Raw genomic sequence first — 12,083 nt, forward strand, 5'->3', positions numbered from 1 at the left:
TGTCAACCGGGCGGTAACCGGCGTCTCGACGGCGGGAAACGATCGGTGTGCGGCCGAATTGCGGCCGGTTTGCGGCGAGACATCCCGTTTCGTCGGCGGGTTCGCAACCAGCGCCCCGGCCAGGAAGAATCGGGGTGCGTGCCGCCGCGGCGGTGCGGTGGTGAGACGCTGCACGGGGGCCGCGTGCACATGGAGGTGGCGCGGCTCGTACGGGGAGGTGGCAGGCAAGTGGTGGATCAGCTGACGCAGCACGATCCGCGGCGGATCGGGCCGTTCGAGGTGCTGGGACGGCTGGGGGCCGGCGGCATGGGGCTGGTCTATCTCGCGCGCTCGGCGTCCGGCCGACGGGTGGCGATCAAGACGGTCCGCACCGAGCTGGCCGAGGACCAGCTGTTCCGGGTGCGCTTCACCCGCGAGGTCGAGGCCGCGCGGGCGGTCTCCGGCTTCTACACGGCCGCGGTCGTCGACGCCGACCCGCGCGCCGCCGTGCCCTGGCTGGCCACCGCCTATGTCCCCGCTCCCTCCCTCGAGGAGATAGTGACCGAGTGCGGGCCGCTCCCGGTCCAGGCGGTGCGCTGGCTCGCGGCGGGCGTCGCCGAGGCGCTCCAGTCCATCCACGGCGCCGGGCTCGTCCACCGCGACCTGAAGCCGTCCAACGTGCTCGTGGTCGAGGACGGGCCCCGCGTGATCGACTTCGGCATCGCGTCCGGCGTCTCGAACACGCGTCTGACCATGACGAACGTCGCCGTCGGCACGCCCGCGTACATGTCCCCCGAGCAGGCCAAGGACTCCCGCAGCGTCACCGGCGCCAGCGACGTCTTCTCGCTCGGCTCCACGCTCGTCTTCGCCGCCACCGGCCACGCCCCCTTCCACGGCGCCAACCCGGTCGAGACGGTCTTCATGCTGCTGCGCGAGGGTCCCGACCTCGAAGGCCTCCCGGACGAGCTGCGTCCGCTCATCGAGTCCTGCATGCAGATGGAGGCCACGGCCCGCCCCACCCCGGCCGACCTCCAGGCCCAGCTCGCCCCCCACCTCTTCGGCTCCGGTTCCGACGACAGCGGCACCGCCTCGGCCTGGCTGCCCGAGCGGGCGGTCGGCCTCATCGAGTCCCGCCGCGGCGGCCGCCCGGCCCCGCAGCCCACCTCGGCCGGCCCGCGCAGCACCGTCCGGCCCCCGGCGCCGCCGCCTCCGCCCTCGCACGACCCGGTCGTCCCGTCCCCCCACATGCCGCCCATGCCGGCCGTGCCCGCCCCCGTCGGCTCACCCGACTCCGGTCCCGTACGGCTGGCCGGCGCCCAGGTGCCCATCGGACCCGGCCCGCGCGTCGCCGACGTCCGCGCCGCCGCGGCCGTCAAGGCACCCCCGCCGGAAGCGGCCCTGGCGGCCTCCTGGACCAGGCACCACGGCGCCCACCACGGCGTCAACGGCGCCGACCCCGCCGTATCGCCGGCATCACCGTCGCCGTCCGCACCGCCCGCGCCCCCGGAGACCGCGACCGGCTGGCGCCCCTGGCGCTTCCGCATGTCCAACGACGTCTGGGGCACCCCGTCCGTCGCCGGCGACCTCGTCTACGTCACCTCCTTCGAGGTGCACGCCCTGGACGTGGCCACCGGCCGGCGCAGCTTCAAGACCCGCGACGTCGCCTGGTCGATGGCCGTGGCGGACGGCCGTATCCACGCCTCCGACGGCCCCACCCTCTTCGCGCTGGACGCCCGTGAGGGCACCGACCTGTGGCGCCTCCAGACGGACGCCTGGGTGTACTCGCTGCGGGCCGACCGGGGCACGGTCGTCACCGGCACCCGCGGCGGCGGCGTCCAGGCCTGGGAGGCCGCCGGCGGCCAGAAGCTGTGGGAGATCACCGGCTGCCAGAGCGACTTCGAGTCGGCCGAGGCCGGTCCCGCCGTCCACGACGGCACGGTCTACGTCTGGCAGGACGCCCGCCTGCGCGCCCTGGAGGCCCGTACCGGCGAGGAGCGCTGGTCGTACCCCATCGGCGACGCGGCCTCCTGCGGCGGAGTGCCGGTGCGCGTCACCCCGGCCCCGGACGGCTACGTCTACGTCTCGGCCGGCACCCGGGTCCTGGCCCTCGACGTGGCGAGCGGCCACGTCCGCTGGCACTTCGAGGCCCCCGCGGTCTTCCTCTGCCCCCCGGCCTTCGCCCCGGGCCCCGCGGTGACCGGCGGCGGGATCTACCTCGCCGACTACCTCGGCACGGTCTACGCCCTCGACGCCACCGACGGCCGCGACCGCTGGCGCATCGCCACCGAGTCCCGCGCCTCCGTCGACCCGGTCCTGGTCGCGGCCGGCCATGTTCACGTCGGCAGCGGCAAGGGCCTCTACACCCTGGACGCGGTGACCGGCACGCCCAAGTGGCGCTTCCAGGCGGGCGGCGAGATCGTCGGCTCCCCGGCGGTCGCCGAGGGCCGCATCCATTTCGGCTCGACGGACCACCTCCTCTACACCCTCAAGGCCGACGACGGCCGCCTCCGCTGGAAGCTGGCGACCGGCGGCGAGATCACCGGCTCCCCGGTGGTCCGGGACGGCGTCGTCTACGCGTGCAGCAAGGACCGCTGCGTGTACGCCCTCGACGCGGAGAAGGGAACGGGCACCGCGCGCACGGCCTGAACCCGCGCACGGAATGTGGAACTTCCGTCTCGGACTTCCGTGTGGAATTTCCGTGCGGATATGGGGTGACGGCCGTCGCACGGGGTTCACGGAAGGGGCTCGGACGGCGGCCGTCGGTCCAGGTGAACGGCTCTCGTCGTCACCGTCCACGCACAGGACGCTACTCGCTGTGTCGCCGGCCCGCCACGCGACCGCCGACGGAAGATCCGGTGCGCCGATATGGTGATCGCATGCAGGTTCGGGGGCGCAGACTCAGATTCACGGCGGTACTGGCGATCGTGGTGCTCGCACTCACGGGTTTCTCCCGGGGCCACGGCCACAGCCACAGTCACCACAGCGGCGGCGGGGGCGGCGGTTGCAGCAGCTCCCACCAGGACCACGACAGCTCGTCGTCGACATCGGGCGGCGGGTCGTCCTACGACGACTCGTACGGCGACACGGACGACGACGACAGCTACGGCAGCAGCACCACGAGCGGCAGCACGAGCGGCGGCTACTACAACCGCCGCCGGACTCCCACCTCCACGCCCTCCGGCGGCAGCAACGGCACGACGCTGAGGGAGGGCACGGCGAAGCTCATCAGCTGCGCGACCGAGAAGAGGCCGTACGCGACGGTCGAGATCACGAACCCGAACAGCCGCACGGCCACGTTCCAGGCCCGGGTCACCTTCTACAACGCCGTGGACACCAACGTGGCGAGCAGCCAGTCCCCCGAGGTCTCCGTACCGGCCAAGGGCAAGGTGACCGTCCGAGTCCCGCTCACCGAGACCCTCCTTGCCTCGGTCGACCACTGCGAGGCGGACCCGGAGGCCCAGCTCAGGTCCTGAACCACCGTGTTCCGCCTACCGGTACGCGTCGGCCGCGGCGGCCCCCCTCCGCGCCGCCGCGGCCGATCCCCCGTTCATGGCTGTTTTGTCAGGCCTCTTCGTCGGTGATGTGGGTGTCGAGCGGCTTCACCGTGCCACCGTCCGCCGAGGCGTCGGTGATGTGGGTGTCGAGCGGCTTCACCGTGCCACCGTCCGCCGGGGCGTCGGTGATGTGGGTGTCGAGCGGCGTGACGGTGCCGTCGGTCTTCTTGCCATCGGCCATCGATGTTCAACTCCTGTGGCTCTGTCGTCGTGACGCCCGCCCGGCAACTCCCCCGAGGGTCGCCGGACGGGCTGGTAGGGACCGCTCACCCTAGTGGCGGGCCTGATACAGCGAGCCGTCTGCCCCCCGACGCGACGGTTCGACAGGACGAGCGTGCCGCAAGGGCATAAACGAATGATGAACGCCTCAGTGGACGGACCGGGCAGCAGCCGTGGGCAGGAGCAGCGCCCGGACCTCGGAGGCCTCCGCTGCCCCCATTTCCTCGTAGAGCGACAGTGCGTCGTGCCAGCAGGCCCTGGCGCGGTCGGCCTGGCCCACCTGGTGAAGTGCCTTTCCCAGCACGACCAGCACGTTGCCGCGTCGCCAGTCACCGCCGATCCCCCGGAGCATGGCAAGGGACTGCTCCGCCAGGGCAGCGGCCTGCGCGGGCCTGTTCTGGGCGAGAGCCACCTCGGCGAGGCGGAAGATCGTCATGCCTTCCCAGAGCCGTTGCCTGCTCTCCCGGAAGACGTCGAGCGCATCGGTGAACTGGGCGGCCGCCTGGTCGAGTTCGCCGGACTCGACGAGTGCGAGACCCAGGGCGTAGCGCCCGTTCGCACCTCGTAGCGTGTGGCCGAGCCGGTCGTAGATCCCGACACCCTGCTGCGCGAGGTCGATGGCGCTCGCCGTGTCGCCCATGGCGAGGTGCGATCGGGAGAGATTGCACAGAGCGCTGGCCTCGCCCGCCAGGTTGCCGTCCGCACGGAAGTTGCTGATGGCCTGCTGAAGAAAGCCGGCGCCGTCAGCGTGTCGATTCCGATAGACGGCGATCACACCGCAGTGATTGGGGACCCAGCAATTCAGGGCGGCGTCGTCGATGTCGACGACCAACGCGGCCGCCTGTGCCGCCTCCTCCTCGGCTTGGGCGAAACGGCCGGCGACCAGATGGGCCTCGGTGAGCGTGACCCGGGCTCTGGCCTCGGCATGGGCGTCGGCGCAGGCTCGCGCGGCGTCGCGGGCGGCTGTCGCGGCTGTTCCGTACCCGAGGGCGTTCGTACCGGATTCGGCCAGGTCTTTCGCAGCCCAGAGGAGGTCGACGGCCCGGCGCAGGTCGCCATTGCCCACCGACTGGCTCACGCAGGCCAGCAGGCAGTCCGCCTCGGCGTACAGCCAGTCCCGCGCTGCTTGGCGGTCACTGAACCGCAAGCCCGGAAACACCGTTTGCTCCAGGTGATCCACCAGCCGGTCCCCAGGCCGCTCGATCGCGTAGACCCCCGCCGCCGTCGCCAGATAGAAGTCCAGCAACCGCGACATCGCCGCGTCCCGTTCGCTCGGCGGGTGTTCGTCGCGTTCCGCGCACGCACGCGCGTAGAGGCGGACCAGGTCGTGGTACCGGTAGCGGCCGGGGGCCGCGGACTCCAGCAGTGAGGTGTCGACCAGGGACTCGAGGAGGTCCTCGGTGTCCTCCGGAGGGAGGTCCAGGACCGCTGCCGCCGCCGCCAGGGAGATGTCCGGGCCGTCCGCCAGGCCCAGCAGGCGGAAGGCGCGGGCCTGGGCCGGTTCCAGCTGGCCGTAGCCCAGTTCGAAGGTGGCCTTCACCGCCAGGTCGCCCGCCTGGAGCTCGTCCAGGCGGCGGCGCTCGTCCGCCAGCTTCGCCGCCAGGACCGAGACCGTCCACGTCCTTCTCGAGGCCAGGCGGGACGCCGCGATGCGGATCGCCAACGGCAGGAACCCGCATGCCGCCACCACGTCCAGCGCGGCCTCCCGTTCCGACGCCACCCGCTCCTCACCGACGATTCTGGTGAAGAGCGACAGCGCCTCCTCCGGGCTCATCACGTCCAGGTCGACCAGGTGGGCGCCCGCCAGGTCGACCATCCGGACCCGGGAGGTGATCAGCGCCGCGCAGCCCGCCGTGCCCGGCAGCAGCGGCCTGACCTGGGCCGCGTCCCGCGCGTTGTCCAGCAGGACGAGGACCCTGCGGCCGTCCAGGACCGAGCGGTACAGGGCCGCCCGTTCCTCCAGGGAGTCCGGGATCGCCGAGTCCGCCGTGCCGAGGGCGCGCAGGAAGGAGCCCAGGACCGTCTCCGGTTCGGCCGCCCTCGCGCCGGCGCCCTGGAGATCGACGTACAACTGGCCGTCCGGGAAGGCGCTCCGTGCCTGGTGCGCCACGTGCACCGCCAGGGTCGTCTTGCCGACGCCGCCGATTCCCGCCAGCGCCGACACCGCCATCACACGGCCCTCCGCCGAGGCCAGTACCTCGCTGAGCTCGACGACGAAGGAGGCGCGGCCCGTGAAGTCGGGGACACTCGCGGGCAGTTGGGCGGGACGTACCGGGGTCGCGGCCGGCTCCGGGGCCGGTGCGGAGGGTTCCGCCAGCGCCGGGTCGGCCCGGAGGATCCGCTGCTGGAGTTCGCGCAGTTCGGGGCGCGGGTCCACGCCCAGTTCGTCGGCCAGCAGCCGGCGCGTGTCGGCGTACACCGCCAGCGCCTCCGCCTGCCGGCCGCTGCGGTAGAGGGCGAGCATCAGCAGTTCGCGCAGACGTTCGCGGAGGGGGTGGGCCGCCGTGAGGGCCGTGAGCTCCGAGACCGCCTCCGCGTGGCAGCCCTGCTCCAGGTCCATGTCCAGGCGGGATTCGAGGAGTTGCAGGCGCCACTCCTCCAGGCGGGCGCGCTGCGCCTCGGCGTACGGACCCGGCACGCCCGCCAGTGTCTCGCCGTCCCACAGGGCCAGCGCACGCCCCAGTGCCTCGCGCGCCCGGCCCAGGTCCCCGGCCGCACGGGCCTTGTCCGCCTCGGCGGCCAGGTCCTGCGCCACCGCCACGTCCAGGGCGCCCTCGCGCAGGCCGCGCACCGCGTAGCCGCCCGACTCGCTGGCCAGGACCCCGTGGTCCAGCACCTTGCGCAGCCGGGAGGCGTACGTCCGCAGCGCCGCCAGCGCCTGCGACGGCGGTTCCTCGCCCCACAGCGCGTCGATCAGCTCGGATGCCGTCGCCGTACGGCCCTCGCGCAGCAGCAGCGCCGCGAGCAGCGCACGCTGCTGGGGTGAGCCGGTGGCCAGCGGTTCCTCTCCACGCCAGGCGCGCACCGGCCCGAGTACGCCGAACCGCGTCGTCGCCGATTCCCCGGGACCCCGCTGTTCAGGCACTCGCGGTACACCGTCCATCGCTGCCCCCTGGCCCCTGACGAACCTTCCACAACCAAGAGGCCAGTTTGCCTTGTTCATGGCAGATGCGTCAGCTGTGGGAGACGGCGATCACAGGTCGACGGGTGCGGCATCACACGGTGCACACAACACCTCCCGCGTTCCCGCCTGATGACGCTCCTGTCACCCCTCTCCTGACGTCGTTCCCGACGCCGGCTCCCAGGGCTGCTCCGGGCCGAGGAAGATCGGGTTCGTGAAGGCCGCCATCACGCCCGGCAGCGGCCCCGCCGCCGTCTCGTGCCGCAGTTCGGCCCGGACGTACGCCGCGTACGCCGGTGTGGTCCGCCACTCGACCACCCCGGAGCCGGAGACCGGGAACGGGTCGCTGGTCAGCAGCACGCCCTGGTCGGTCACCAGGCGGGCGGTGCAGCGCGGGACACCCGAGGCCTCCAGGCGGACCGTCACCGGGGTGTCCTCGCTCACCCGCAGCCGCTCCCCGATGCCGGCGTGCTCGCCCCGGCCGCCGCTCGCCGTGAAGGTGAGCGACACGTGCCGCGACTCGGCCACGTACGAGCGGCCCGCGCGGATGCCCTCCTGGACGGCCTCCCGGGTCAGGTCGTCGGCCAGGACGACCGTCTGGGGGGTGCCCACGGCGTCCGGCGGGCGGTGGGCGTCGCTGTTGCCCATCGCCGGGATCCACTCCCGGCCCTGCCGCACGGACGCCACCAGCATCGCGTCCCACGCCGCCAGCGCCACCTCGTCGTCGGGTGTGAACGGGCCGTTCCACACCTCCACCGCGTCCGCCTCCCCGAAACCGAACTTCCAGGCGCAGCCGACGCAGGTGGCGTGCGGATGCGCGGGGACGACGAGGCCACCGGCCCGGCGGATGGCGTGGGCGAAGCGGCCGAAGCGGTGGTCGCGTGCCCGGTAGCGCCAGTCCACGAAGGTGCCGGGGTCGGTGCCGAGGGCCAGCACGTGGCCGTTGCGCGTCGTCACCTCCTCGCCCAGCAGGATCAGCAGGTCGTCGCCCGCCTGGTCGGCCCAGTGCGGATGGGAGGAGTTGGTGTTGTGGTCGGAGGTGTTGACGAAGTCCAGTCCGGCCGCCCGCGCCAGCGCAGCGATCTCGGCGGGGGTGCGGCGGCCGTCGGAGTACCAGGAGTGGAGGTGGCAGTCGCCCCGGTACCAGGCGCGGCCCCGGCCCTTGGCCCGGGCGGGCGGGTACACCGGGCGGGGGGTCTCGCCGGGCTCGCCGTGGGTGAGCGTGACGGTGATCTCGTACGACAGGCCCTGCGGCGCCACGGTGTAGGGGCCGAGCGCGATGTGCCAGGTGCCCGGGGTGACCGGCCCGGGGAGGTAGCCGGGGGTGGCGTCGTCCGCGCGGACGAAGAACTCGGAGCGGGCCCCGCCCGACCAGCCGCGGAAGCCACGGCCGCCGAGCCCGGTGCCGTGCGCGTCGAAGATGCCGATGTCCAGGGCGTTGCCCGGGTTCCCGGCCGGGACGGACGGCTTGTCGTAGGTGTAGGCGACCCGGATCTCCCGTACGCCGGGCGGCACTTCCACCGGAACGTACACGTAGTCCGGTGAGCCGGCCGGCAGGGTGCCGCGGATCGTCCGGGTCCGCTGCTCGCCGTCCGCGGCTTCGGCGCCACTCGCGAAGGTCACGCTTCCCAACGTAAGCGCCGCGGCGGCGCCCGTCATGAGCAGAGCGCGTCTGCCGATCTCCTGGTCGTGGTCGTCCGCGCACATGCTGCTGCTCCCAGGTGTCGTGGATGGCGGGGCAGGGGTGGTGCAGGGGTGGTGCGTGCGACCTTCCTCTTGCGCGGTGAACGTCCGCGTACGGCAAGGAGACCGGCGGCTTCCGGCTGCCCGGCGTCTCGGGAGCGCGCCCGGCGCCTTCGGGGGAGAAGGACGCGGACCGGGCGGAGAAGGACGCGGACCGGGCGGAGCGCCGGACACCGGGCCGTCGATCACCGCGATCGTATGCTCGGAGGATGACGACTTCCGCGGCCCCCGGAACCGGACCCACCGAGAACTCGCTGCGTCGCGCCCTCAGGCGGGCCCGCGACGGCGTCGCCCTCGACGTCTCCGAGGCGGCCGTGCTGCTCCAGGCCCGCGGGGAGCACCTCGACGACCTCGCCGCCTCCGCCGCCCGGGTACGGGACGCGGGGCTGGAGGCCGCCGGCCGTCCCGGCGTGATCACCTACTCCAGGAGCGTCTTCGTCCCGCTGACCCGGCTGTGCCGGGACAAGTGCCACTACTGCACCTTCGCCACCGTCCCCGGCAAGCTGCGCCGCGCCGGCCACGGGATGTTCATGTCCCCCGACGAGGTCCTCGACATCGCCCGCCGGGGCGCCGAACTCGGCTGCAAGGAAGCCCTGATCACCCTCGGCGACAAGCCGGAGGACCGCTGGCCCGAGGCGCGCGAGTGGCTCGACGCGCACGGCTACGACGACACCATCGCCTACGTCCGCGCCGTCTCCGTCCGCATCCTGGAGGAGACGGGCCTCCTGCCGCACCTCAACCCCGGCGTCATGACCTGGACGGACTTCCAGCGGCTCAAGCCCGTCGCGCCGAGCATGGGCATGATGCTGGAGACGACCGCGACCCGCCTGTGGTCCGAGCCCGGCGGCCCCCACCACGGCTCCCCGGACAAGGAACCCGCCGTACGGCTGCGCGTGCTGGAGGACGCCGGCCGTTCCTCCGTGCCGTTCACCTCCGGGATCCTGATCGGCATCGGCGAGACGTACGAGGAGCGCGCGGAGTCCCTCTTCGCCCTCCGCAAGGTCGCCCGCGCCCACCACGGCATCCAGGAGCTGATCATCCAGAACTTCCGCGCCAAGCCGGACACGGCGATGCGCGGCATGCCGGACGCGGAGCTGGACGACCTCGTCGCCACGGTCGCCGTCGCCCGGCACATCATGGGCCCGAGCGCCTGCCTCCAGGCCCCGCCCAACCTGGTGGACGCCGAGTACGAGCGCCTCATCGGTGCCGGCATCGACGACTGGGGCGGTGTCTCGCCGCTCACCATCGACCACGTCAACCCGGAGCGTCCCTGGCCGCAGATCGACCTTCTGCGCGAACGCTCGGCCGCCGCGGGGTTCGAACTGCGTGAACGCCTCTGCGTCTACCCGGAGTTCGTCAGGCGCGGCGAACCCTGGCTCGACCCGAGGCTGCGCCCGCACGTGAGCGCCCTGGCGGACCCGGAGACGGGCCTGGCCCGCGAGGACGCGACCGTCGAGGGCCGCCCCTGGCAGGAACCGGACGAGGCCTTCACCGCGACCGGCCGCACCGACCTGCACCGCACCATCGACACCGAGGGCCGCACCGCCGACCGCCGGGACGACTTCGACGAGGTCTACGGCGACTGGGACGCCCTGCGCGAGGCGGCGGCGCCCGGCATGGCGCCGGAGCGCATCGACACGGACGTACGGCAGGCGCTGCGCACGGCGGCCGGCGATCCCACGCGGCTGACCGACGCCGAGGCGCTGGCGCTGCTGCACGCGGACGGCCCGGCGCTGGACGCCCTGTGCGAGGTCGCGGACGACGTACGGAAGTCGGCGGTGGGCGACGACGTGACCTACATTGTCACGCGCAACATCAACTTCACCAATGTCTGCTACACGGGCTGCCGTTTCTGCGCCTTCGCGCAGCGCAGGACGGACGCCGACGCGTACACCCTCTCCCTGGAACAGGTCGCGGACCGTGCGCGGCAGGCCTGGGACGTGGGCGCCGTGGAGGTCTGCATGCAGGGCGGCATTCACCCGGACCTGCCCGGCACGGCGTACTTCGACATCGCCAGGGCGGTGAAGGAGCGCGTCCCCGGGATGCATGTGCACGCGTTCTCGCCGATGGAGGTGGTGAACGGCGCGACCCGCACCGGCATGTCGATCCGCGAATGGCTGACGGAGGCGAAGGCGGCGGGCCTGGACACCATCCCCGGCACGGCGGCGGAGATCCTCGACGACGAGGTCCGCTGGGTGCTGACCAAGGGCAAGCTGCCGACGGCGACCTGGATCGAGGTGGTGACGACCGCGCACGAACTGGGCATCAGGTCCTCGTCCACGATGATGTACGGCCATGTCGACCAGCCCCGCCACTGGCTCGGGCACCTCCGCACACTCGCGGACATCCAGCAGCGCACCGGCGGCTTCACGGAGTTCGTGACGCTGCCCTTCATCCACACCAACGCCCCCGTCTACCTCGCGGGCATCGCCCGTCCCGGCCCGATGGTGCGCGACAACCGCGCGGTCACCGCGATGGCCCGCCTCCTGCTGCACCCCCACATCCCCAACATCCAGACGAGCTGGGTGAAACTGGGCGCGGAGGGTGCGGCGGAGATGCTCCGCTCCGGCGCGAACGACCTGGGCGGCACGCTGATGGAGGAGACGATCTCCCGCATGGCGGGCTCCTCCTACGGCTCGTACAAGTCGGTCAAGGACCTGGTGGCGGTGGCCGCGGCGGCCGGCCGGCCCGCGAAGCCGCGGACGACGGTCTACGGCGAGGTCCCCGAGGAGCGGCAGCGGGCGGCGGCGGCGTCCGACGGCCACCTGCCGGAACTGCTTCCGGTGCTGGACTGAACGGCGCCGCACCGGCGGGGGAGGCCGCCCACAGTACGATGATCCGGCTGTTGCGGGGGCGAGTAGCCGAGTAGCCGAGGAGATGCGTGCCCATGCCTGCCCGAATACCCTCGTGGGCCTGGGTCGGCGGCCTGACCGCGGGAGCGGTCGCCGCGGTCGCGGTACTGGCGGTACAGGCCGACCAGGGTCCGCACCCCGTGGCCACGGCCGCGCACCCGCGCGCCTCGGCCTCCGCGGGCGCGCACCACTCGGCCGCTCCCCCCAAGCACACCGCGCCCCCGGCGGTTCCGGCGGCCTCGGGAACGGGCCGCCGCATCGTGTACTCGCTGGGCCGCAAGCGAGCGTGGCTGGTCGACGAGAGCGACAAGCCGACCCGCACCTTCCCGGTCTGGCCGGGCACGGTCAGCCCGGACCCCGGCGCCTACGCGATCTCCCAGCGGGTGGCCGCCACCACCGGCTCCGACGGGGTGCGCATCGAGCACATCACGTACTTCGCGGGCAAGTCGGGCGTCTTCATCGCCTTCAGCAACGCCGTGGACGGTTCCTCGCCCCCGCCCGCCGCCTCCGGCGCCAAGACGGGCGGCATCCGCACGCCCAAGGCCGACGGGGCCGCACTGTGGGCGTTCGCGTCCAAGGGGACGAGGGTCGTGGTCGTCCGGTAGCGGGCGCGGA

Annotated in this window: 7 protein-coding genes; 4 read left to right on the top strand and 3 right to left on the bottom strand. The window is 73.1% G+C overall.

From position 1 onward, the window contains the following. The first annotated feature begins 228 nt into the window (after positions 1-228). Together ABZ484_RS00625 and ABZ484_RS00630 are read left to right on the top strand one after the other, a co-directional pair. Complete coding sequence (locus ABZ484_RS00625) at positions 229-2,625, top strand: PQQ-binding-like beta-propeller repeat protein (RefSeq protein ID WP_358863687.1); 2,397 nt, start codon at positions 229-231, stop codon at positions 2,623-2,625. 230 nt (positions 2,626-2,855) lie between these two features. After that, positions 2,856-3,452 (top strand): hypothetical protein, encoded by a 597-nt coding sequence (locus tag ABZ484_RS00630; RefSeq protein ID WP_358863688.1) that lies wholly within the window; start codon positions 2,856-2,858, stop codon positions 3,450-3,452. Positions 3,453-3,540: 88 nt separating this feature from the next. Here ABZ484_RS00630 and ABZ484_RS00635 read toward each other — a convergent pair whose 3' ends face one another. From ABZ484_RS00635 to ABZ484_RS00645, 3 genes are all read right to left on the bottom strand, one after another. Continuing rightward, positions 3,541-3,714 carry a hypothetical protein gene (locus tag ABZ484_RS00635; RefSeq protein ID WP_358863689.1) on the bottom strand — a complete coding sequence of 58 codons (174 nt, stop codon included), beginning with the start codon at positions 3,712-3,714 and terminating at the stop codon, positions 3,541-3,543. Positions 3,715-3,900: 186 nt separating this feature from the next. Continuing rightward, the gene (locus ABZ484_RS00640; RefSeq protein ID WP_358863690.1) at positions 3,901-6,855 is read right to left on the bottom strand and encodes a BTAD domain-containing putative transcriptional regulator; all 2,955 of its coding nucleotides are present in this window, start codon (positions 6,853-6,855) and stop codon (positions 3,901-3,903) included. Positions 6,856-7,017: 162 nt separating this feature from the next. Continuing rightward, a complete protein-coding gene (locus ABZ484_RS00645) occupies positions 7,018-8,580 on the bottom strand; it encodes a CehA/McbA family metallohydrolase (protein ID WP_358863691.1) in 1,563 nt (520 codons plus the stop codon). Between the two features lie 245 nt (positions 8,581-8,825). Between ABZ484_RS00645 and ABZ484_RS00650 the strand changes: the two genes are divergently transcribed. Together ABZ484_RS00650 and ABZ484_RS00655 are read left to right on the top strand one after the other, a co-directional pair. Beyond that, the gene (locus ABZ484_RS00650; protein WP_358863692.1) at positions 8,826-11,411 is read left to right on the top strand and encodes a bifunctional FO biosynthesis protein CofGH; all 2,586 of its coding nucleotides are present in this window, start codon (positions 8,826-8,828) and stop codon (positions 11,409-11,411) included. A gap of 92 nt (positions 11,412-11,503) precedes the next feature. Beyond that, positions 11,504-12,073 (top strand): L,D-transpeptidase, encoded by a 570-nt coding sequence (locus tag ABZ484_RS00655; protein ID WP_358863693.1) that lies wholly within the window; start codon positions 11,504-11,506, stop codon positions 12,071-12,073. The last annotated feature ends 10 nt before the right edge of the window (positions 12,074-12,083 follow it).

It is taken from the genome of Streptomyces sp. NPDC006393 (assembly GCF_040628575.1).
GTDB lineage: Bacteria > Actinomycetota > Actinomycetes > Streptomycetales > Streptomycetaceae > Streptomyces.

What these genes read in the sequence shown, in the direction of transcription:
- ABZ484_RS00630 (WP_358863688.1), top strand. Translation starts at nt 2,856, where the DNA reads ATGCAGGTTCGGGGGCGCAGACTCAGATTCACGGCGGTACTGGCGATC.
- ABZ484_RS00635 (WP_358863689.1), bottom strand. Translation starts at nt 3,714, where the DNA reads ATGGCCGATGGCAAGAAGACCGACGGCACCGTCACGCCGCTCGACACC.
- ABZ484_RS00640 (WP_358863690.1), bottom strand. Translation starts at nt 6,855, where the DNA reads ATGGACGGTGTACCGCGAGTGCCTGAACAGCGGGGTCCCGGGGAATCG.
- ABZ484_RS00645 (WP_358863691.1), bottom strand. Translation starts at nt 8,580, where the DNA reads ATGTGCGCGGACGACCACGACCAGGAGATCGGCAGACGCGCTCTGCTC.
- ABZ484_RS00650 (WP_358863692.1), top strand. Translation starts at nt 8,826, where the DNA reads ATGACGACTTCCGCGGCCCCCGGAACCGGACCCACCGAGAACTCGCTG.
- ABZ484_RS00655 (WP_358863693.1), top strand. Translation starts at nt 11,504, where the DNA reads ATGCCTGCCCGAATACCCTCGTGGGCCTGGGTCGGCGGCCTGACCGCG.